The 21,287-nt window shown below is 50.9% G+C and carries 20 protein-coding genes; 11 read left to right on the top strand and 9 right to left on the bottom strand.

All coding sequences use genetic code 11. The features are described 5' to 3' along the window. Positions 1 to 234 precede the first annotated feature (234 nt). Both NDA02_RS07330 and NDA02_RS07325 read left to right on the top strand, forming a co-directional pair. Positions 235 to 1,017: an amino acid ABC transporter ATP-binding protein gene (locus NDA02_RS07330; RefSeq protein ID WP_190792940.1), complete on the top strand. Its 783-nt coding sequence runs from the start codon at positions 235 to 237 to the stop codon at positions 1,015 to 1,017. Beyond that, a complete protein-coding gene (locus NDA02_RS07325) occupies positions 1,014 to 1,232 on the top strand; it encodes a hypothetical protein (protein WP_190792939.1) in 219 nt (72 codons plus the stop codon). Before NDA02_RS07330 ends, NDA02_RS07325 begins: the two co-directional genes overlap by 4 nt. A gap of 7 nt (positions 1,233 to 1,239) precedes the next feature. On the opposite strand, the gene NDA02_RS07320 is transcribed toward NDA02_RS07325, so the two are convergent. The 4 genes from NDA02_RS07320 to NDA02_RS07305 are packed head-to-tail and all read right to left on the bottom strand — an operon-like array spanning position 1,240 to position 4,403. Then, complete coding sequence (locus tag NDA02_RS07320; RefSeq protein ID WP_190792938.1) at positions 1,240 to 1,776, bottom strand: hypothetical protein; 537 nt, start codon at positions 1,774 to 1,776, stop codon at positions 1,240 to 1,242. A 1-nt stretch (position 1,777) separates the two neighbouring features. Then, the gene (locus NDA02_RS07315; RefSeq protein WP_190792937.1) at positions 1,778 to 2,911 is read right to left on the bottom strand and encodes a glycosyltransferase family 1 protein; all 1,134 of its coding nucleotides are present in this window, start codon (positions 2,909 to 2,911) and stop codon (positions 1,778 to 1,780) included. 39 nt (positions 2,912 to 2,950) lie between these two features. Beyond that, positions 2,951 to 3,247 (bottom strand): hypothetical protein, encoded by a 297-nt coding sequence (locus NDA02_RS07310; protein ID WP_190792936.1) that lies wholly within the window; start codon positions 3,245 to 3,247, stop codon positions 2,951 to 2,953. Between the two features lie 4 nt (positions 3,248 to 3,251). Next, the gene (locus NDA02_RS07305) at positions 3,252 to 4,403 is read right to left on the bottom strand and encodes an NAD-dependent epimerase/dehydratase family protein (RefSeq protein WP_190792935.1); all 1,152 of its coding nucleotides are present in this window, start codon (positions 4,401 to 4,403) and stop codon (positions 3,252 to 3,254) included. Positions 4,404 to 4,645: 242 nt separating this feature from the next. Between NDA02_RS07305 and NDA02_RS07300 the strand changes: the two genes are divergently transcribed. From NDA02_RS07300 to NDA02_RS07285, 4 genes are all read left to right on the top strand, one after another. Beyond that, a complete protein-coding gene (locus NDA02_RS07300; protein ID WP_190792934.1) occupies positions 4,646 to 7,051 on the top strand; it encodes an MASE1 domain-containing protein in 2,406 nt (801 codons plus the stop codon). Positions 7,052 to 7,484: 433 nt separating this feature from the next. Further along, positions 7,485 to 7,676, top strand: coding sequence for a hypothetical protein (locus NDA02_RS07295; RefSeq protein ID WP_190792933.1), 192 nt, complete (start codon positions 7,485 to 7,487; stop codon positions 7,674 to 7,676). Between the two features lie 218 nt (positions 7,677 to 7,894). Further along, on the top strand, positions 7,895 to 8,731 hold the full coding sequence (locus NDA02_RS07290; RefSeq protein WP_190792932.1) for a 16S rRNA (uracil(1498)-N(3))-methyltransferase: 837 nt from the start codon (positions 7,895 to 7,897) through the stop codon (positions 8,729 to 8,731). Between the two features lie 156 nt (positions 8,732 to 8,887). Continuing rightward, entirely contained in the window at positions 8,888 to 9,985 is a 1,098-nt protein-coding gene (locus tag NDA02_RS07285; protein ID WP_190792931.1) for a tetratricopeptide repeat protein, read from the top strand. 26 nt (positions 9,986 to 10,011) lie between these two features. On the opposite strand, the gene NDA02_RS07280 is transcribed toward NDA02_RS07285, so the two are convergent. From NDA02_RS07280 to NDA02_RS07260, 5 genes are all read right to left on the bottom strand, one after another. Further along, complete coding sequence (locus NDA02_RS07280; RefSeq protein WP_190792930.1) at positions 10,012 to 10,746, bottom strand: J domain-containing protein; 735 nt, start codon at positions 10,744 to 10,746, stop codon at positions 10,012 to 10,014. Positions 10,747 to 11,127: 381 nt separating this feature from the next. After that, complete coding sequence (locus NDA02_RS07275) at positions 11,128 to 11,733, bottom strand: ATP-dependent Clp protease proteolytic subunit (RefSeq protein WP_190792929.1); 606 nt, start codon at positions 11,731 to 11,733, stop codon at positions 11,128 to 11,130. Positions 11,734 to 11,770: 37 nt separating this feature from the next. After that, positions 11,771 to 12,436, bottom strand: coding sequence for an ATP-dependent Clp protease proteolytic subunit (locus NDA02_RS07270; RefSeq protein WP_348246154.1), 666 nt, complete (start codon positions 12,434 to 12,436; stop codon positions 11,771 to 11,773). A 26-nt stretch (positions 12,437 to 12,462) separates the two neighbouring features. Then, positions 12,463 to 13,149: an ATP-dependent Clp protease proteolytic subunit gene (locus tag NDA02_RS07265; protein WP_190792927.1), complete on the bottom strand. Its 687-nt coding sequence runs from the start codon at positions 13,147 to 13,149 to the stop codon at positions 12,463 to 12,465. Positions 13,150 to 13,251: 102 nt separating this feature from the next. Then, positions 13,252 to 14,160: a gluconolactonase gene (locus NDA02_RS07260; protein WP_190792926.1), complete on the bottom strand. Its 909-nt coding sequence runs from the start codon at positions 14,158 to 14,160 to the stop codon at positions 13,252 to 13,254. Between the two features lie 16 nt (positions 14,161 to 14,176). Here NDA02_RS07260 and NDA02_RS07255 point away from each other — a divergent pair, with 16 nt between their 5' ends. The 5 genes from NDA02_RS07255 to NDA02_RS07235 all read left to right on the top strand — a co-directional run bounded on the left by NDA02_RS07255 (position 14,177) and on the right by NDA02_RS07235 (position 20,581). Next, on the top strand, positions 14,177 to 14,356 hold the full coding sequence (locus NDA02_RS07255; RefSeq protein ID WP_190792925.1) for a hypothetical protein: 180 nt from the start codon (positions 14,177 to 14,179) through the stop codon (positions 14,354 to 14,356). 246 nt (positions 14,357 to 14,602) lie between these two features. Continuing rightward, positions 14,603 to 14,827, top strand: coding sequence for a hypothetical protein (locus NDA02_RS07250; protein WP_190792924.1), 225 nt, complete (start codon positions 14,603 to 14,605; stop codon positions 14,825 to 14,827). A gap of 17 nt (positions 14,828 to 14,844) precedes the next feature. Next, positions 14,845 to 15,495, top strand: a complete 651-nt coding sequence (locus tag NDA02_RS07245; protein ID WP_190792923.1) for a class I SAM-dependent methyltransferase — start codon at positions 14,845 to 14,847, stop codon at positions 15,493 to 15,495. Positions 15,496 to 15,580: 85 nt separating this feature from the next. Beyond that, positions 15,581 to 16,480 (top strand): EamA family transporter, encoded by a 900-nt coding sequence (locus NDA02_RS07240; protein WP_199296662.1) that lies wholly within the window; start codon positions 15,581 to 15,583, stop codon positions 16,478 to 16,480. A gap of 648 nt (positions 16,481 to 17,128) precedes the next feature. Then, positions 17,129 to 20,581, top strand: a complete 3,453-nt coding sequence (locus NDA02_RS07235; protein WP_348254712.1) for a plasmid replication protein, CyRepA1 family — start codon at positions 17,129 to 17,131, stop codon at positions 20,579 to 20,581. The last annotated feature ends 706 nt before the right edge of the window (positions 20,582 to 21,287 follow it).

Here is a 21,287-nt window from a genome sequence, read left to right as displayed (position 1 = left end):
GTACAGCAACGGTTTCAACCGATCCTCAATCGCCCTTTAGACCAAAACAGGCAACGACAAAATCGTCATCATTACCTGAAAAACTGATCAAAATCCTCTCAAAATCCTCCTTCCAGAAGATCGAAATCATCAGTTACTTCTTCTATAAATGGTCTAATAGCAAAAAACTTTACTCCGTCTAAAGTCCAAATTGCTTCTGCCGTAGGTTTGAGTGAACCCATTTGAGTAATTGTTATGACAAATAGCCTGACAGCTACCCGCGCAATTCAATTCGACCAAGTTGAAAAAAACTTTGGTGCTCTTCAAGTTCTCAAAAGCATTAGTGGATATGTCAACCGAGGCGAAGTCCTTGCTGTGATCGGGTCTTCGGGCTGCGGCAAAAGTACACTGCTACGCTGTCTCAACCGTTTAGAAACCATTAACGGCGGACGAATTGAGATCAACGGCATGGATCTTTCCCATCCCAACCTGAGCAGTAGCCAGCTTCGGCAGCTTCGCTCGCAGGTCGGCATGGTGTTTCAGCAGTTCAACCTGTTTCCGCACCTGTCGGTGGTTCACAACCTGACGCTGGCTCCGCAGCAAGTTTTAGGACGACCCAAGCGCGAGTGCGTGGAGCGGGCGCACTATTACCTGGAAGAAGTCGGACTGTCGGAGAAAGCAGACGCCTATCCCGACGAACTTTCTGGCGGACAGAAGCAGCGCGTTGCCATCGCCCGATCGCTTTGTATGGAACCCAGCGTTATGCTATTTGACGAACCAACTTCTGCTCTCGACCCAGAACTGGTCGGCGAAGTGCTTGCCGTAATGCAGCAGCTTGCCGAAAATGGCATGACAATGGTGGTCGTGACGCACGAAATTCAATTCGCCCGCGAAGTCGCTCATCGCGTCATGTTCCTGGATAAGGGACGAGTTGCCGAAGAAGGCGATGCCAGAGCCGTGCTGACCAACCCCCAAAGCGATCGACTCAAGACCTTCCTGCAGAGGATGCGCCAGGATCAGATGCAAACTGTTTCTTGAAGATTTCAGGTGTTTTAGCCCCCCAAATCCCCCAATTATGGGGGACTTTGAGTTCTGCAAGCCTTCAAAGTCTGGAGTTTGATATAGATTTAGATCGTGATTCAGCGATGAAAATTTCTGGGGCGCTTAATGAGCAGTTGTCTACAACAATGATTGTGACGCGCTATCAATGTCCTCTTGCTTCTTCGCTGGGCAAATCAGAGTTTGGTGGATAGTCGTGATTCAAAGTGCATCAGATTCCTGGCTTAGCATCCCGCAGTTATAAAAGTGCATATAGTTCTTTGCCATCGCATCAGAAAGGCGAGTATCGCGCAAATCACGCCGCATTGCCAGGAAAATCTCTGCCATGCCCTGTTCGATATCGCGCCGCACAGTTTCGTCTTCGCGAATCAGCTTCTGGATGTCTCCTGATGCTGTTGTCCAGTGGCGATCGTAGGTCTCCATATACTTAAATAGGGCTGCCAGCACTTCATCAGAAGCAAACAGCCAGCCCTTTTCGATTTCTGCCAGAATGCGTCGCCGGTCCTCGATCGCCTTTGCCAGGATCAGCCCAAACAGCGCACTGTTCAGATCCTCATACAGCTTCTGTCGCCGCTCTACCAGTTCCGACTTGCGTTTGGTATTTTCCTGCCAAGAGTAGGTTGCTAGACCGATCGCCCCTGTCAGCAAAACTCCTAGCAGCGATCCGGCAAGAGGCAGTAACAGCTTCAGCGTTTCCAGATTGCCTGCGCTAAATAATTCTGCGGCCAAAAATACCATGCTACGCTGCTGAGGGAAGCGAATGCGCGGCTAACACTGATCGATAAAAGCCCTGAAGTTGTCTAGTCGCGGCCGCCCAACCCCAGCGTTCTGCCTCCTGGCGGGCATTTTGGCGCAGCAGTTCCCGTTCTTCCCGGTTGGCGAGAAGGCGTTGCGTGGCGACGATCGCCCCCTGATCATCGGTTGGGTCAAATAGATAGCCATTTACCCCGTCAGTAACGATATCGGGGATGCCGCCTGCGTTTGCTGCAATCACGGGACAGCCTGCCGCCATTGCTTCCAGTAAAACCAGTCCTAATGTCTCAGTGCGGGAAGGGAAGATAAACGCATCCGATGAAGCGAACGCTGCTCCCAGAGATTCGCCCGTGAGATATCCCACAAAATGAGTTGGCGTGTCGGCAAAAATTCGCTCTAAATCCTGCCGATAAGGGCCGTCGCCCACCAGAGCCAGTCTTGCGTTGGGAATTGCTTCCAGAATGGGTTTAATGCGATCGATTTCTTTCTCCGCCGACAGTCGCCCCACATAGAGCAGCAAAGGCGCGTCCGGGTTTCCTTGTGAGAGGTGCGATCGCATTTCCTGGCTAGCAAGATCTGGGCGAAAGAGTTCAGTATCGACGCCGCGCTGCCAGACTTCCACCCGCTCAATGTCATGACTGGTGAGGGCTTCTTCCATTGCAGTCGAGGTGCAGAGGTTGATTTGTGCCTGGTTGTGCACCATTTTCAGCAGCTCCCACATTAACCCTTCCAGCATTCCCAGCCCGTAATGCTCCAGATATTTTGGTAGGTGGGTGTGGTAGGAAGCAACAAGCGGTACTTCCAGCGATTTGGCATAGTACAAGCCACCCAGTCCCAGCACTGCGGGATTAACAATGTGAATCAGATCAGGCTGAAAGTCTTCTAACGCCTGCCGAATCGAGGGACGGGGCAGAGCCAGCTTCAATTCGGGGTAAAGGGGGAGAGGGAAGCCCGGAACACCGCAGATCCTGGCGCCCCGATATTCAGAGAGCCCGCCTTCGGGGGAAAACACCAGCACCCGATCGCCCATCCGTTGCAGGTGGTCAACCGTGTGGCTGAGGCGCGTCACAATGCCGTCAACTTTGGGTAGAAACGTTTCGGTGAAGAGGGCGATCTTCATAGGGTGATGATGTGAAGACAGGACTCAGGGAACAGAAATTTATCGCGATCGATCGGGCAAGGTACAAATTCCGTGAATGCCGATCGCCAAAATTGTACTGCCTAACAACACTCCAACGCCCTCAGCAAAGCAGTTGATGCGGTGTCGGTTTTCGGCGGCCTCGGCAATCATGAGATCTGTTGCAGTCACAGCAGGGCGATTTGCAAGTTCGGCATAGCGTTTTTGGCTTACCTGAAGCTGTGCCCAGTCGGGAAACAGCCAATAGGCACTTATACCAGCAAAGAATACACCGGGCAGTACCGCAAACAGCAGCAGTACCCAAACTCGCAAACCCATGCGGTTAGCCTTTCCACTTCACCTTGGGCAGGATTTGATTTTCGTCTACACGCTGCTTGTACTTGATGCTGAAGTTAAGCAGTGAATCGAGCAACGAATCGGAAAGGAAGTGCGGCTGCAAGCCCAGATCCAGCAGGTTGGTATTTTTGGCGTTGAAGTAGTGTTCTTCTTTTTCGACTCTGGGGTTTTCCAGGTGGTTGATTTCGACCTTCAAGCCCACTGAGGTTCCGGCCTTTTGCACCATGTTTGCCAGATCGCCAACGCTAAAGAGTTCTGTGAACTGGTTGAACACGCGAAACTCACCGCGATCGGCAGGATTGTTCACCGCCAATTCAATACAGCGCACGGTATCGCGAATATCCAGGAAGCCGCGTGTCTGTCCGCCCTTGCCGTAGACCGTGAGCGGATGTCCGATCGCCGCCTGAATGCAGAAGCGGTTCAGTGCCGTTCCAAATACGCCGTCATAGTCGAGGCGGTTGATCAGCATTTCGTCCATGCCCGTTTCGTCGGTCAGCACACCGTAGACCACCCCCTGGTTCAGGTCAGTCGCACGCAGACCCCAAATCCGGCAGGCAAAATGGATATTGTGCGAATCGTGAACCTTGCTGAGGTGGTAGAACGAGCCGGGCTGCTTCGGATAAGGCAGGGTATCTTTGCGACCGTTGTGCTCGATCGTGATGTAGCCTTCCTCGATATCAATATTGGGGGTTCCGTATTCGCCCATTGTGCCCAGTTTCACCAGGTGGCAGTCGGGGAAATGGTCGTGCATCACGTAGAGCAGATTCAGCGTGCCGACAACGTTATTCACCTGAGTCAACACGGCGTGTTCGCGATCGATCATTGAGAAAGGAGCCGACCGCTGTTCGCCAAAGTGAACGACCGAGTCTGGCTCAAACCGCAGCATGGCGTTCTTGAGAAACTCGTAGTTGTTGATGTCGCCAATGAAGAGATCGATCGTTTTGCCTGTGAGGTCTTTCCAGCGTTGAATACGTTGTTGGATGGAGGCGATCGGGGTCAGGGTTTCGATGCAAAGCTCATTGTCCCAATGCCGACGAATCAAGTTGTCGAGGATAGCGACTTCGTAGCCGCGATTTGACAGATAGAGCGCGGTTGCCCAACCGCAATAGCCATCGCCACCAATAACTAGGACTTTCATGCTGAGTTGATCTGCTTACGGATACTCCGCTAAATCTACCATTCTTGGTGACAGAATTCGACACTAATCTTCACCTGGTCTTTATACAGAAGGCAAATCCAATCAGTTCATCCGCCTGGGGGAAGTAGGAATCAGGGCAGGTGAGCCACGCTAGGCAAAGATGCAGAACTTCAGAAATTTGAGCACTCACTGAAGCATCATTAGCATCATTCCAGCGGCACGATCAGCGTTAGCAGAAACAGATGCAAACCTGCCCATCAGCAATGGATGCGTTTGAGGTGGTAGATATTACGGCAAGCTCTTCCCATCGTTTTTATCACTTGTTGAGATGGAATTTTTGGCTAGTGATTGGGTCGATCGCCCTGCTTTATTGCTGGACGGCTCAACTCTGCCTTGGACTTTTAAATCTGCAAGTCGATGCCTCACCGCTTTGGATTCCAGCTGGAATTGCCCTAGCCGCACTGCTGTGGTTTGGCGAACGAGTTTGGCTTGGGGTTGCGCTAGGTGCTTTGCTGCTGAATTACTCGCTGTCGGCTCCCTGGCTGCTGTCGCTGGGGTCGATTGCTGGAAGCACCCTGGAAGCTCTGGTCGGCGTTTACCTGCTGCGTCGCTTTAGGGTGAGCTTAACCCTTGATCGATCGCGAGATGCACTCCATTTTGTGGCGCAGGGCGTTCTGATTCCACCGCTGGTTAATGCGACGATCGGCTCCTTGATGGCTTACAGTGTGGGTTATCTTGACTGGAGCCAGGTTAGCCGCAACTGGTGGACGGTTTGGCTGGGGGATGGAATGGGCATTTTGGTCTTTACACCGCTATTGCTAAACGTCGCGCACTGCCTTACCGCAAGACCGCCGCTTCACAGTCTTTCCGCAGAGCCGCTTCAGAGGAATGACCTTCGCAGAGCAACCGATCGAATTCAGAAGTTTTTTGCGGCGGAGTCTGCGCTAGAGCAAAGTATCTGGGCAGGGCTGCTGATTTTGATCAGTGCCTTTGTGTTTTATTCCCGTCCGACCGAGGCGATTGCTCAATATCCTCTGGAATACGCGCCGTTTCCGCTCGTGGTCTGGGCAGCATTGCGGCTGGGGCAGACCTACACTATCATTGCCAGTTTGCTGCTGTCTGCGATTGCAATCGGGGGCACGGTGTCCGGGTTGGGTCCGTTTGTGACCAAGGCACAGGATTCGAGTCAGGTGGTATTGCTGCTTCAGGCGTTTATGGGCGTCGTCACAATTACTGCCCTGATTCTGGCGGCAGCAATGGCAGAGCGGCGACAGACAGAGGCACAGTTGCAGCTCACCGCAGAACGAAATCGATTGATTGGCGAAATGGCCCTCCGAATTCGTCGATCGCTGGATTTAAGCACCATTCTCAATACCACCGTGCAGGAAGTGCGGCAGTTTCTTCAAGCCGATCGCGTCTTTATTTGTCGGTTTGACTCCGATGGCGGCGGACGAGTAGTTGCCGAATCAGTTATCCCTGGCTGGGCATCCGCAGAGCAATGGACGACTGCACCAAGCACTTATGCCGAACTGCAAGACCTGTTTGAACGATGCCCGATCAGCGTGATAGATGATACCCGATCGATTAACGCCTCTCCGTTTATTCAGAGCTATCACGATCGCTATCGGGTGAAAGCTGGAATTGCCGTGCCGCTGTTTGTAGATGCACAGTCTAGCGTTTGCCCTCAGTCTTCTCCAGGGCAGATTCCCCCGAATAAGTCTGTGGCTCAAAATCAACCCTGTCTGTTTGGCATTTTGATTGTGAATCAGTGCAGTTTTCCGCGCCACTGGGAGCAGACCGAAATTGATTTGATCGAACAGCTTGGAACGCAGGTCACGATCGCGATTCAGCAGTCCCAGCTTTATGAACAGGTGCAGTCGCTCAACGCCACCCTGGAGCAGCAAGTCACGGAAAGAACGCTTCAGCTTCAGGACAACATGGCAGAACTGGAGCAGCTCAACCAGTTACGCGATGTGCTGATTCACGCTGTATCGCACGACCTGCGAACCACCGTGATGGGAACACTGATGGTGCTGCAAACGCTGCAAAAACAGCCCGGAGATGCCATTTCAGTGAGCCGATCGCTGTTAGAGCGCATGATTCAGTCGGGTGAGGTGCAGTTAAGCAAGCTGAATATGCTGCTGGAGGTCTACCAGAACCAGACGCAGGACGTGGTGCTGCACTGGGAGCAGGTCGATCTAGCGGATCTGGTGCGATCGGTTATCGAAGAAAGCGAACCCATCCTGCTGCAAAATCAGGTAACGCTGTGCCAACACATTCCCTCCGATCTGCCTGCTGTGAAAATCGATCGCGATAAGATGCGGCGCGTCCTGCATCAGCTTGTCACCAACGCTGCAAAACACAATCCGCCCGGAATCAAAGTGGTCATTCAGGCGGGCATCGAAGCCGGACACCTGCTCTGCACCGTGACCGACAACGGCAAGGGAATTCCCTTAGACCAGGGCAATCGACTGTTTGACCTGCGGCTGGGTCGCTGCGACGAGCGCAAGCGGATCGGGCTAAGTTTGGGACTACCCTTTTGTCAGCAAATCATCCAGGCACATCAAGGAAAAATGGGCGTAACCAGCTGTCCGGGAACCGGATCACAGTTTTGGTTTACTCTGCCAATTCAAGGCAGTTCGCTCTAGGCAGTTCATCCCAAGAAGTTAATCCTCAGAAAAGGTTTGAGGAGTAGCGATCGTTGCCCAACCTGTCTCCCTGCTCTCCAGGCTGGCGTATCCACGGTTTCTGATGGGGGCTTTAGGGGGCAATGCTTTAGGAGGCACCGTAGGAGATTTGTCGCTTCTCTAACAGGCTCCAACAAAACAGGCTCTGATCAGAACAAGAACCAGGGCAAGTAAAGTGCAGGTTCAGTCTCTCTATTCGTATTTTCACTGAGAATTCCGCCTTTATCCCTCATTGAATCTACGGACGATCGCCCAACCTTGATTAAAATTTCATACAAATAACCGAAAATAGTTTTGTATCATCAAATACCTTTCATAAAATCGGAGTCATAATAGGGGCATCCAAACCGTTCTGCCTTAGAACAGTAAGCAATCCAATTCAGGAGGTTGACCGATGCTTGATTCAATTCGTTCGGTTTCCATTCCACAAACCCTTCAGGAACTCGAACAGGCGATCGATCGCTACCGTAACAGCGAATGGAATCAGGACTTGTTTCAACAGTGGCAAGCAATCCGAATCGCGGCTCTTGCTCAAAGCACTGAATCTCAATCTGGCGATCGCATTGCCGGAGACGATAGTTACTAAATTGCCAGGAAAAACTGTGTTTAGTAACGTGGGAATGGTCGTTGATTACTGGGAAAGAACGTCCATTTTCCAGTCAATTCGATAAGATTAGACGGCAGATAGAATTATTATCGGTTACTCGCCACGAGTTACCGCCTGTTCAAACGGCTCATGACCAATAACCAAGCCAAATTCCATTTCTGCCACCCTAACTCATCGCGTCTATTTGTATTCCCTACATGACTCAGCTTCAGCGTCTTGCTGTTTCTCCAAGTCAGATTGAAGCCAATCGAATTCTATTAACCGATCGTCAGCAGCATTATTTGGGGCGGGTGCTCCGCTTGCAGGCTGGCGATCGTTTTATTGCAATGGATGGGGCAGGTCATGGGTGGCTTGCGGCTCTACGAGGAGCGGGTTCAGAAGCCGATTTGCTGGAGCCAATTTCAGTACAAACCGAGCTGCCGATCGCTGTAACGCTGCTGATTGCCTTGCCCAAAACTGGAATGGATGACATTGTTCGCCAAACGACTGAACTGGGCGTAAGCCAGATTGTTCCGATCCTGAGTGCTCGTAGCCTGCTCAATCCCAGTCCGCAAAAGCTCGATCGCTGGCAGCGCATTGCCCAGGAAGCCGCCGAACAGTCTGAACGACAGATCGTTCCCGCCATTTTGCCGCCCCATCGCTGGCAAGAAGCTTTACAACAGTGGCAGAAGGCAGGCTGCTACCTCTGCGAACCGCGAGGCGATTCCCCCTCTGGGGAACTGCAAAGCAACCGTCCTCATTTGCTCTCCTACCTGGAATCTCAACTAATCAATCAACTCAATCCGCTCCCGGCTGTGACGCTGGCGATCGGTCCCGAAGGCGGATGGACTGAAGCTGAAGTGCAGGAGGCGGTCGGGGCAGGGTATCAGCCCGTGTCGCTGGGGGCACGAATTCTGCGGGCAGTCACCGCGCCGATCGTGGCTTTATCGCTGGTGGGGGCTGTGATAGAAGCAAACGAGTTGGTTGTAAGAGATTTAGAGAAGGATGATCACCCAAACCGCTCCCTTGACGAGTCAATTCTGGACGGAATCTAGCTCTCTTTTAGGCTTTAAAGCTCATTATGAATGAGGGATTGACTGCAAAACCTGGAACGTTAGCACGATCGACTTGTGAATGCCCCGTAGCCCTAATACGTCCGCTACACTGCTAAAGAAGGGATTTTCCCATTAGATCTAAAGGGATTATTGCTCATGCTCGATCAGGTGGCTGCTGCCTTTGCCCGTCAGGATTATGAAACGGCTGCCCGTTTGGTGAAGCAACTGCAACAGCAGTCTCCCGATCACCCCTGGGTGAAGCTTTATGTAGCGCGGCTTCAGGAAGTGAGCGGTCAGTTTGCCTCGGCAGAGCAGATTTATCGTACACTGCTGCGAGACACTACCCATCCCAAAATTGCGCTTCAGGCGCGGCAGGGCTTACACCGTTTAGAAGCCGAGGCTCATCAGACTCCGTCTCATCCGACGATCGCAGAAGCAAAAGCTGATTTAGCGAATCCAGTGAACGGAGCACTGGTGCTAGAAGCCATTTCCCCAGAGGCACGACAAACCGCTGCCCAAAACTTTGCCCGCATTATGCGGCTGGATACTTATGCGGCACGTTTACTGTTGCCCAGTCGCGGCTGGCGGCTTTATCGGCTGGGGGTGATCGACCAGTTAGAAGAATGGGGTCAACAGCTCGTTGCCGCCGAAATTCCCGTATTTTGGCTTCCGCTGACTGCCATTCAAAGAATTCGCGTATTTCGAGTCGAGTCGCTTCAATCTACTTCGCAGCAGGCAACGGTAATTTGCCAGAGTGAGACGAACCAGAAAGGGGCTTTGCGGTTTAACTGGTCAGAAGTTGCGGGTCGAGTCGAGGGTAGACTGCCGATTTTTGAACAGGTCGTGGATAAAAACATCCACAATCAGCTCGTCCGAAAAGAACAAACGCAGGACTACGCTCAGGTGCTTGATCTGCATCTGCCGCACCGAAATAGCATTTTGCGCTTTGGCGACTGGAGCTATCAATTTGAGCAGGGTCAAGAAGCTGCCCCGTTTGACGCAGTTCGATCGACCCCCCTGACGAGCAATCGCCTGAAGTGGAATCAGCTTGTGCGATCGATCGAGGCTGCTCTGGGGAATGTCCCGGTCTGGTCTGACTTTCCTGCCTTTGGTGAAAGTGCGATCGAGTCTCTGGCAATGGTGCGACTGCCTTCCCACATCGATCTATTTCGCCAAGCCCCGACTGCCTGGGATACTGCCTTTCAGCTTTATAGCGGATTGGTGTTTGAGCAAAAGTCGAAGCGATCGGCTTAAGAATTCGGGCGATAGAATTCGGGGGATCAAAGCACTTCAATCTGGTCTATTCGGCGCATTTCCCGATCGACCTCATACCAGAGCGATCGATTCTGAGGATCGGTGCGGAGTGCCTTTTGCAGGTAAATCCGGGCTTTGTCGGGCTGCTTGTCATTGATCAGGTATCGTCCAAACCGCTGATAGGTAATTGCCTGCCACTGCCGAACTTCCACGTCGTTAGGCAATCGCTGCGCCAAACCTTCGATCACCGTCACTGCCATTGCAAACCGCTGATCGCGCAAAAGCTGCTGAAGCTGCTCGTAGATTCGTTCCTTCAGCTTGCGATCGACAACGGATAAATTGGGGTCATTCTGCAGCGGTGAAGGTGGGGCAGAGTTTTCGGCGGCAGGCTCAGAAAGATTGTTTGCTGTAGGGCGATCGGGGTGGGCAGTGGGTTTAGCAGAGGTTCGACCCGATGGTTTGGCAGTGGATGATTGAGCCCCAGATCGAGTTTGCCGCCTGAAAGCCGTTCCACTCTGGGCATGCTCGCGCCCTCGCTTCAAGTCAACGGTGGGCGTATCAGACTGACCTGGGGGAACGGCATTAATCAGCAATCGGTAGGCATTGGTCAGCTGAATAAATTTTTCTTTCGCAAAGATTAGATCGCTCGGATTAGCATCTGGGTGATACTGTCTTGCCAAACGACGATAAGACGATTTAATTTCGTCGTGAGAAGCACCCTTCCTCAAGCCCAGTACGCGATAGCAATCAGCCAATTCCATTGGGAACAACGATACAAAAAAGGCAGAGTTACTTCGATTCTGCCACTGACTGCGGGAAATAGATAGACCTTGATAGTGAAATCCCGCTTTTTATTTCTTTCAAAAAATCGATCGAATCGCTAAAGAAGGTTGATCTTAACCCCTAAACCTACCGCCCCAGGAAGCTTTGAACGATCGGTTTTCCCAAAATCGCAGGTACCAAAATCGCAAATTAGAAGGCAGTTCACCAGGCAATTGGATAATGCCAATGACCTGTGGTTACAAAAGCCCCCCTCAAAGTAGAACTAAGCAGAACGTAATTCTCTTTAAAAACTCAAAGTCCCCCAAAATTGGGGGATTCAGGGGACAATGTAAGACTTCTGAGACGAATCCAACAATCCCTTATCGAACAAGTGCCTGGCTTTCAATCACCTGATCGATCAGCCCGTACTCTTTCGCTTCTTGAGCCGACATAAAATTATCGCGATCGGTATCCCGCTCAATTTGCTCAACGGGTTTGCCTGTGTGATACGCCATCAGCGCATTCAGACGAGTCCGGGTTCGCAGGATTTCTCTAGCTTCGATGTCGATATCAGTTGCCTGCCTGCGCCCCGTGCCGCCGAGAGGCTGGTGAATCATGATGCGAGCGTGGGGCAGGGCGAGCCGTTTGCCTTTGTTGCCTGCAGTCAAGAGAAATGCCCCCATCGAAGCAGCCAGACCAACGCAGATAGTAACGACTTCCGACTTGATGTGCTGCATCGTGTCGTAGATTGCCATGCCTGCGGTGACAGAACCACCGGGCGAGTTGATATAGAGATAAATTGGCTTACTCTGGTCTTCGGAGTCGAGATAGAGCATATAGGCGACGATCGCATTCGCAATGGCATCATCGACTTCTTCAGCTAGGAAGATAATCCGCTCCCGGAACAGCCGTTCGTAAATGCTGATCCACTGCTCGTAGGAGCTTCCGGGGAGGCGATAGGGGACGCTGGGAATTCCAATGGGCATAGGGGATGTGTGGTAGGGGTGTGGATGGGTGAGTGGGTTACACCAGGGCAGCTTGGGGTTGAGCAATTTTATTGCTTTCGGCAACGCGATCGATCAGTCCGTATTCTTTTGCCTCATGAGGCGTCATATAGAAGATGCGATCGGTGTCTTTAGCAAGTTTCTCAACGGGCTGTCCGGTGTTCTTCGAGAGAATGTCTAGAATCAGGGACTGCTTGCCCAGCACTTCTCTGGCAGTGACCTCAATATCGGTTGCCTGTCCTTGAGTTCCGGTGCGAGTGGGCATCAGGGCGATCGAGGCGTGGGGAAGGCTTGCGCGTTTACCCTTGGTTCCCGAAGACAGCAAGAGCGCAGACATTCCGACTGCCTGACCCATACAGATCGTGATAATCTCCGATTTGATGTGCTGCATCGTGTCGTAGATTGCCAGCCCCGCCGTCACCGAAATCATGCCTGCCGTGATCGAAGCCATGCCTGCGGCAAGCGGGTCGCCCAGCGAGTTGATATAGAGGTAGATGGGCTTGTTCTGGTCGTCGGAGTCCAGGTAGAGCAGTGCCGAGACGATCGAATTTGCTAAACCGTCCGTAATCGGCTGATTCAGAAAAATGATCCGCTCCTGGCTCATGCGCGTGTAGATGTTAACCCACTGCCAGTTCGGACTGCCCGGAATGTTATAGGGAACGCGCAAAATAGGATCAACGGACATAGAGCTTTGCCAATAAAGTTTGCCAGTTAGGTCAGAGCAGGGATCGGTTTCGGCAGGTCTTTAACGCTTTCCAGAACTCGATCGAGCAGTCCATATTCCTTCGCTTCTGCTGGAGTCATATAGAACATCCGATCGGTGTCTTTGGCGATCTTTTCTGAAGTCTGACCTGTGTTGTGAGCCAGGATGTCAAGCATCGCGGCTTTGTTCACCAGCACTTCTTTTGCCCGAATTTGAATATCCGTTGCCTGACCCTGTGCGCCTGTACGCGGCTGGTTGAGGACGATCGTGGCGTGAGGCAAGCTAGCGCGGAAGCCCTTTGTTCCGGCAGAGAGAATCATGGCGGCAGTTCCCATCGCCTGACCAATGCAGATGGTGTGAACCGGAGGCTTGATGTAGCTCATCGTGTCGCAGATGGCAAATGCTTCGGTTTCGTAGCCGATCGCGTCTCCGGTGTACCAGGAAGTTCCGGTAGAGTTAATGTAGAAATAGATCGGCTTATCGGGATCGTCAAATTGCAGATAGAGCAACTGAGCAATGATCAGCTTGGTCACGTCGACGCCCATCTGTCGCTTAAAATCATCAGACGACACCAGCGGCAAGCCGAGATAGATAATCCGCTCCTTCAGCAGCAGGGAAGGGAGGTCTGGCGGCGGAGTCCGGTAAAAGGAATCTCCTCCGTAATAAGTCGATTGAACAGCTTTAATCGGTGACATAGCGTGCAGTTGAGCGCGGCTTTATTTCTACCATAGTATCGTGAACCTCTGGGGATCGGTTCAGTCCTGGGGTTGTGGCGAATTAGGGATAACCGATCGTCCCTAGCGACAGACCGATTCACTTAGGGTGAGCTGAACCAGCTTTGCAGGCTGCAATTCTCCATTAAGGGGAGCGAAAACACCCCCATTGCTCACGACATAGAGGTGGTTACGATCGCTTCCTACACCAAACGCAACGGCTGTACTGCCCACGACTCCCTGTGCTGCCTCTGCAATCACACGACGGCTTCCATCACGGCAAAATGCAACCACTGTGTTTGTCGGATGGGTTGCAAGATAAAGGGTGCCATCTGGGGCAAAGGCAAAATCATCAGCGAACGTATCTGATGCAAATAATTCGGGCTGTCCGGCGGCTCCATCTGCCTGAATTGGCACACGCATAATATGTCTGCGATCGGAGTTAGAAACGTAAGCCGCACCGTCAAAAATCTTGATCCCATTCGCGCCGGGAAAGCGGCTATCGGGAGTTTGTGGGCTGAGCGATTCATCTTGCAACCAAACCGTTGCAGTCCGACTTCCAACATCCACACGCCACACGACTCCAACCGTGCTATCTGCCACCAGAAATACTCCGGGCTGAAGTAGCGTCATACCATTGAGAAATTTTGCGTCAGGAATGGTCATCAGCGGCTCCATTGAACCGGCTGCACCGATGCGATAAACCGTTTTCAGGGGCTGTTCTTTTTGCCCTCCCACGGCGTACAGCGTTTCGTCCCTATCCAGGGCTAATCCAACAATCATTCCGTTAGAAATGGCTGCCAAAGTTGAAAGCGTTCCGTTGGGCGATCGTTGAATGATTTCCCCCGTTTCATGCCGAGAGATATACATTGTTCCAGACGAATTGATCACAATGCTCTCTAGAAACGATCCCTCCGGGTAGCTTGCCAGCGTTTGGGCAGGAACAAGCTGCACTGAGGATTGGGCGGACTGGGCGAAACCAGGTCGGAGCAAGAGTGGGGTTGAAGCAATGAGCGTTACGCCAGACAAAACGACTGAAGCCCAGCAAGAAGCCAGAACAGAACTAAATCTCTTGTTTGCGCCTGTCTTGTTTGAACCTGCCCTATTTGCGCCTATCTTGTTTGCGCCTGTAATTAATCCAGCTTTATTGTTTAGTCCGCTGTTGCTCATGAGCCTGCTTTCCTCCTAGTAGAGACTAGTGCAACCTTAGCGAATCTCTCAAAATGTTGATCCTGGAAAATCGGCTAGTTTCTGCCGTTGCTTGCCCATTTGTTAGAAAATTCTCACATAACTTCCTGTAAAAGCAGGCTAGCGATCGACCTAGCAATCCATCCCTCTGAGTTCTCTCTTTGGGGGTAATTGAGGCGATCGAGAAGTCGGTAGAATCCATACAAACCAATTTTTCTACTGCTAGCAAGTTTTATTGACAAATCCTATGCCGATCTCTAAATCTGAAGCCCGACAGCTCCTTGAGCGTCTGATTTTTGCTGATGATCCGCCTGACGAGTGGGTGCAGGATGTGTGGGGCATGAGTCCGACGCTGGGCGATACGGCAGCGAAACTGCTGGAAGTATTTGGGGATTTGGTCGAGATTTGTTCAGAGGATGAGCTGGAGATGATGCTGCAATCCTATTACCAGGATCAGTTAGGTCAGTCGTAGGGTGAGGGAAACCGGCAGTGATTCAAGTTTTATCTGATTGGCAAACGGTGCAAGCGGTAACGGAAAAGCTTCAGCAACGAGGCTTACCAACCCACCTGACACCGCAAAAAAACTGGGATCAGGGTTTGCTAGCTCAGCTTATTGAACCCTTCGATCGCCAGATCAGCATTCTCGATATGGGCTGCGGTGACTGCTGCACATTGAACTTTTTAGCAGCACTGGGGTTCACAAATTTGCACGGAATTGATCTGCACATCAAGGAGCCACAAGTCTCCGATCGCTATCAGCTTTTTGAGGGCGATCTGATGCACACACCTTTTGCAGATGCCGCCTATGATGTTCTGACCAGTATTTCCGTGATTGAACATGGTGTAAATTTAGACGCTTTCTTTGCAGAAGCCGATCGGCTGCTCAAACCCAACGGCATCTTGTTTGTTACCACAGACTACTGGGAAACTAAAATTCCGATTGATTCCGCGATCAAGCCCTTTGGGCTGTCCTGGCAGATTTTTTCAAAAGAGGAGATTCAGGAGGCGATCGATCTCGCCCAACCACACGGACTCAGCCTGATTCAAGAAACTGCCTTCCCTGCCTGTCAAGAGCCACCCGTAAGCTGGTACAACCGGGACTATACATTTATCGCGCTGGCATTTCGTAAACTCACTTAGGTTAAGTCGCTCAGGTTTCGGCAGGTATTCGCCTCGGATTTCTTCTATGGTGAAGAGTAACTTCTCCTGATACGAGGCAACGATTTTGTCAAACTCTCTTACCACCCCTCGATCGGGTGGGTTAGGCTTGGCGGCGATCGCACTGGCAGCTTTTCTTTGGTCAGTGGCGGCAATTGTGGCAAGCAATCTGTTTCGATCGGGGGTGACTCCGGTTCAGCTTGCGACTGCGCGGGCAACGATCGCGGTGATTGGTTTAGCAGTCCTCACCTGGAGAGGGCAAAAACTGAAGTGGGATACGAGATCGATCGGTTTAGGAATCTCACTGGCAATGGTGACGTTTACCTATTATGTGGCGATCGATCGGCTCTCGGTGGCGATCGCGCTGGTGATTCAGTACACGGCTCCGGCGATCGTGGTTTTAACCAGTGCCCTTCGGAAGCAAAAACTGCCCGACCTCACCATGTTGATCGCGGCGGGGATTGCGCTGCTGGGGGTTGCGCTGGTGTCGGGTGTAGGTGCGGGTGAACTCAAGCTCGATACACTGGGGCTGATTGCGGCAGTTCTCAGCGCGATTTTCTTTGCCGGATACACCCTGTTTAGCGAAGCGATGGTGCATGATTACGGGGCGATCGGGGTGATGTTTCGCGGCTTTTTGATCTCCAGCTTGTTCTGGCTAGGCGTTCAGTTCAGCCAGGGCGTTCCAGAGGCAGTCTTTCAGCCCAGCAATCTTCCCGGCATTGTGTTCACGGGCATTGGGGGCACGCTGATTCCGTTTTGTTTGCTTTGCTGGGGCATTCAGCAAGTCTCGGTGGAACGGGGCACGATCGCCGCAACGCTGGAACCCGTAATAGCAGCAATTCTCGCCTGGCTCCTGCTGGGTCAAACGCTCACCGTTCTGCAAATTCTAGGTAGCGGATTGATTCTGGCGGCAGTCACTTCCCTGCAAATTCAGCAGTCTCATCAGCAGTCGTTCGATCGCAATTAACATCATCAGAAGGGGTTAGAGCGGGAGCGATTCGTCATGGTTCTGTCTTTGAGAATTTAAGCCCATCTTTGAGACTTGAAGAAAGATAGTCAGGTTGTCTACCCGGCTTCCTGATTACATGCGGCTCTAGAACCCTAACCCTAATTTGTGATTCCTAATTTGTGATTACAGTTTTTCTAGGAGCCTATCCCCATCCCTTCTTCACGATTCCAGCTCAAACTGATTACAACACTTCCCAGAACCCTTTCCCATTTCCCGCAAAATCCACTCTATCTCTAAGCTGATTACAACGGTTCCTGAGCCGCTCTTCCTGATGTTGCAAGGGTTTCAGGTTGCACCAACCCGGTATGATTACAAAGCCGTCTAGAACCTTGCCCCCAAGCCTGTGATTACAAAAGGCTCTAGAACTACACCCCCAAAATGATTACAAGAATTTCTAGATCCCTGACCCAAACTTTCTAGATCCCTGCCCCTCAACTTTCTAGATCCCCCCCTCTGATCTCAGCGGACACGATCGACAGAATAAGGCGTTGAGTCCTTTTAAGAAGATAGTTTTGTAATCAGGTTGATTACAAATGCGGCGATCTCAAGGCGAACTATAATTTTTGAGTCTGATATAACCGATCCGATCGCAATTAGGATGATTCTGTGATCGGGTTAAATGATCAGGTAAACGATCAGGCAAGCAATCAGGCAAACATTAAAAGCCTGCAAAATTTACGATCGATTGAGACAAGTTGTTGGAGTCACAAGACCGCAGCAGACCATGTTCAAGAGTGGTTGGATAGCGGAGTTGACCCCGGCATTATTGCGCTTAATGTCGAAACGCTGATTGATACTGCCGTCAATGGCTACGCAGAGAGCCTGTTTCCGATCGCCGAGCGACTGAACTGGAACATTACCCGATTTGGACAGAAAACCCGATCGCATCTGCGCGGCTGGTGGGTGAGCGGAGTTGACCCTTTCAACGCCTGGCAGCGCATGGCATGGGGACGCTTCAAACCCGATGCTGCAACGCCTGTGCTCGATCGCACCAAAGGCAAACCCGCAAAATACCTCAGTCCCCGGCTCGGTGCTGGGTCTAGTCGCCTTGTTCTGCTGGATGTACCGCAGTCGATCTGGGATAAGGTTGCTCAACGCTACAACACTCCGATCACCCCTGCGGATCGCCCCTGCGGATTCTGGTGCTGGGTCTGGAAGTGGAATATTCCCGTTATCGTCACCGAAGGGGAAAAGAAGGCAGGTTGCTTGTTGACGCAGGGATATGCAGCGATCGCCCTGCCAGGAATTTTCAGCGGCTATCGCAAAGAAACTCAGCAGCTTATTCCCGAACTGGCTTATTTTGCGACGGTCGATCGATCGATTTATATTTGCTTTGACTACGAAACCAAGCCCAAGATCATTAAAAATATCAACCTGGCAATCACGAAGCTTGGCACACTGCTTGATGCTGCTGGATGCTCGGTTCAGGTGATCACGCTGCCCGGTTCACAAAAAGGCGTGGATGATTTTATCGTCGCGCACGGGCAGCAATCCTTTGAGGATCTCTATAAGGTTGCGCTGCCGCTTCAGTTCTGGCTGGCATCAAGACTTTGGGCACTGACTTATCCTGCGGCGATCGCGCTGAACACTCCTTATGTGAGCGATCTGCCCTATCCTGATTCGGGGTTAGCCTGCATCAAAAGTGCTAAGGGAACAGGCAAGACCACTGCACTCCAGCCGCTCATTCAAAAAGCAGCAAGCACCGGACGCAAAGTGCTGGTGATCAGCCACCGAATTCAGCTCGGACGTGCGATTTGCAAAGATATTGGGATTGATTGGATCGAAGAAATCAAAGGATTGGAGATCCAAAATCTACAAAATTTATCAGGATATGGACTTTGTATTGATTCACTCCATCCAACGTCTCAGGCACGCTTTAACCCACAGAGTTGGAAAGGCGCGATCGTCATTCTAGATGAGGTGGAGCAGGTGTTATGGCACGTTCTCAACTCCAGCACTTGCTATCAACATCGAATCAAAATCCTGGAGACGCTGCGAGAGCTGGTGCAGGTTGTGCTAAGCAGCGGAGGATTGATCATTGCTCAGGATGCCGATTTATCGGATGTCAGCATTGACTATTTGAAAGGATTGGTTGATGAATCGATCGATCCCTGGATTGTTGTCAATGACTGGAAGCCAGAAACCGGATGGGCAGTCTCGTTTTACGACACCAAAAATCCAGCTCCGCTGCTGTCTCAGGTGAGCGAGTTTATCCAGAAGGGCGCAGTTTATATTGCAGTAGATTCCCAAAAGGTCAGCGGCAAATGGAGTTCTAAAAACCTCGAAACCTATTTGCAATCCTGCTACCCACACAAGCGCATTCTTCGCATTGACTCCGAGAGCGTTGCCGACCCTTTACATCCTGCCTATGAAATTTTGAAGCGGCTGAATCAGGTGATTTCCACCTACGATATTGTGCTGGCAACACCAACGATCGGAACGGGAATTTCGATCGATATTAAAGGGCACTTTCAAGCCGTTTTCGGCATCTTTCAGGGCGTTACATCCGACACAGAATCACGGCAAGCATTAGCACGGGTGCGGGAGCCAGTTCCCCGATTGGTTTGGGCAGCCCGCTTTGGTCCTCGAAAAGTCGGTAACGGCAGTTGCAGCTATCAGGATGTCATTCATTCCACAACGAAAGCGGTAAAGTACAACATTGCGCTACTGAAAGAAGTTGATTTTGATATTGATGTCCAGACTGATCCAATTACATTGCGAAGCTGGGCAAAAATGGCAGCGCGGGTCAACTTATCACTGTGGAGCTATCGCAACGAGTTTCACAATGGCTTGGTCATGGAAGGACACAAAGTTACCACAATCAGTGACGATTCCCTGAACCTGCCACCTGACATTCGATCGCTTGATGCTGAGCAATTTGATACCGAACAGCCTGACATCGAGCAACTCGATTCCAAACAGTTTAATTCCCAACAAACTGAAAAATCTAAAACCCAATCGATCGAACAAATTATTCAGGAAGACCCCCAAGGCAATGTGTTGAAACTGTCTGGAGGCGAACCGTTACAAGAACAAAATGATGAGGCGATCGCAAAACAGACCATTGCAGAAATCCTTGCACAAATCAAAGCAATTCAGCAGCAGAGCCGGCTCAGAGAAGCACAGGCAATCTCCAGGGCAGCCGATTTGACTTTTACAGAATACAATCGCCTCAAAGACCAGCGATCGAAGACGATCGCCGAACGCTATGCCCAAACTAAACATGAATTGCAGCGACGCTATCCCATTCCAGTAACGCCAGAGCTAAAAATTAAAGACGACGAGGGATGGTACGCTCAGCTTCGACTGCATTATTACTTGAGTCACGATTTGAGCTTTGTGCAGTTGCGCGACCTGAAGGAATTGCAGGAACACCTCGATCACGGCAATGGCAAGGTAGCACTCCAGGACGTAAAACTGCTCACAGCCCAGGTTGAAACCCTGCGAGTTTTAGGCATTCTAAATTTCCTTGATTCCGATCGCCGAGTTCGCGCAACCGATACCGATGTGCAGCAGCTTTACGAACGCGCTAACCAATACCGTCACGACATCAAAACCATTCTCAACCTGACGATTTCAAACAAAATGAAACCGATCGAGGTTATCCAGGCGCTGTTAGGCAAACTGGGATTGAAATTAACCTGTGTAGGGCGCGATGTGGCGCAAGATGGGCGACGAGGAGGGTTGAGAGTTTATCAGTATCGCCAACCTGAAGACGGACGAGACATAATTTTTGCCCAGTGGCAGCAGCAAGAGACGATCGCTCAGGCAACTGAAACTACTGAAACCAAAGAAGCAAGCCAGCATGCTGCAACATCAGCATTGATTTCAATGATTCCGATCGCCGACCCTGATCCACCCTCTGATATAGATCAATTCGATCGATCAAAAGCTGGATCAAACCAGTTACAAGGAAAAACCCAAAAGCAATCCTCGTTGAATTCTTATCGTCATAGAATCAACGTTGATGTAGCCCTTGATTCCTTATTGCCCGATTCCCTCGCAAGTCATCAGCATCATGAAGTCCTTGCAATTAAATTACTAACGCTCATTAGGTGAAATTCAATCGCAGCTTCTTTAAGCTTTGCTGTATAACCCAAGGCATTGCCCACCGGGTTTTGTAGTCTAGTGGTCAGTCAATGAGTACAGGCATTGCTCACTCTAGATATTGCAAAGGGCGAAGGACAGTAAATGTCTCTACTGCACGTTAATCATCGATCGCCCCCAACTCATCCCTAGAAGTTTGCGTTTTGTAACAGCAATCATGAACATTTTCTCTGAACTTGTTTAGCTTGCCCGCAACAGAACAGTAGCTTCCAAATCAGGGAGAATTGAGGGCGATCGTTTTTCTTAATTGTTTCTTTTAATCCAAGTGCCAGTTCGGATTCTGGCTCTATCTATCGCTTAAAAAATTGTTCAAATTATAAAATCGACTGCCTTTCTTACGGAATTGGAGCAGGGGGGATTGTTACTTAGGATATCAAGCACATTCACTCCCGTTCTCTCGCTCGAAAAGCCGTCAGCCCCCTTACCGTTTTCTGTAAAGCAGATTTCCTTTTAGGGGAATGGCTTACCGGGCTCCTGCGATTATGATGATTTGCAAGGTTTACAAAATGTTATAGATCGTCCTCGCAAAAACAGCAGATCCAGAGTAAAGTTTCATTTTTCGTTTAGATCAATTCGTCTAGTAATTGGTATATTTACTATCAATTATTAGTCTATTTTCCTAATCGAAACAAGGCAGTTCAGTAATTGCTTGTCCGCA

Source organism: Leptolyngbya sp. ST-U4 (genome assembly GCF_039962215.1).
Classification (GTDB): Bacteria; Cyanobacteriota; Cyanobacteriia; order Elainellales; family Elainellaceae; genus Leptolyngbya_A.
This window is presented reverse-complemented; position numbering and strand designations above follow the sequence as displayed.

Bases quoted from the DNA above. Each gene is read 5' to 3' on its own strand.
- NDA02_RS07330 (WP_190792940.1), top strand. From the start codon at position 235: ATGACAAATAGCCTGACAGCTACCCGCGCAATTCAATTCGACCAAGTT.
- NDA02_RS07320 (WP_190792938.1), bottom strand. From the start codon at position 1,776: ATGGTATTTTTGGCCGCAGAATTATTTAGCGCAGGCAATCTGGAAACG.
- NDA02_RS07315 (WP_190792937.1), bottom strand. From the start codon at position 2,911: ATGAAGATCGCCCTCTTCACCGAAACGTTTCTACCCAAAGTTGACGGC.
- NDA02_RS07310 (WP_190792936.1), bottom strand. From the start codon at position 3,247: ATGGGTTTGCGAGTTTGGGTACTGCTGCTGTTTGCGGTACTGCCCGGT.
- NDA02_RS07305 (WP_190792935.1), bottom strand. From the start codon at position 4,403: ATGAAAGTCCTAGTTATTGGTGGCGATGGCTATTGCGGTTGGGCAACC.
- NDA02_RS07300 (WP_190792934.1), top strand. From the start codon at position 4,646: ATGCAAACCTGCCCATCAGCAATGGATGCGTTTGAGGTGGTAGATATT.
- NDA02_RS07295 (WP_190792933.1), top strand. From the start codon at position 7,485: ATGCTTGATTCAATTCGTTCGGTTTCCATTCCACAAACCCTTCAGGAA.
- NDA02_RS07290 (WP_190792932.1), top strand. From the start codon at position 7,895: ATGACTCAGCTTCAGCGTCTTGCTGTTTCTCCAAGTCAGATTGAAGCC.
- NDA02_RS07285 (WP_190792931.1), top strand. From the start codon at position 8,888: ATGCTCGATCAGGTGGCTGCTGCCTTTGCCCGTCAGGATTATGAAACG.
- NDA02_RS07280 (WP_190792930.1), bottom strand. From the start codon at position 10,746: ATGGAATTGGCTGATTGCTATCGCGTACTGGGCTTGAGGAAGGGTGCT.
- NDA02_RS07275 (WP_190792929.1), bottom strand. From the start codon at position 11,733: ATGCCCATTGGAATTCCCAGCGTCCCCTATCGCCTCCCCGGAAGCTCC.
- NDA02_RS07270 (WP_348246154.1), bottom strand. From the start codon at position 12,436: ATGTCCGTTGATCCTATTTTGCGCGTTCCCTATAACATTCCGGGCAGT.
- NDA02_RS07265 (WP_190792927.1), bottom strand. From the start codon at position 13,149: ATGTCACCGATTAAAGCTGTTCAATCGACTTATTACGGAGGAGATTCC.
- NDA02_RS07255 (WP_190792925.1), top strand. From the start codon at position 14,177: ATGAGCGTTACGCCAGACAAAACGACTGAAGCCCAGCAAGAAGCCAGA.
- NDA02_RS07250 (WP_190792924.1), top strand. From the start codon at position 14,603: ATGCCGATCTCTAAATCTGAAGCCCGACAGCTCCTTGAGCGTCTGATT.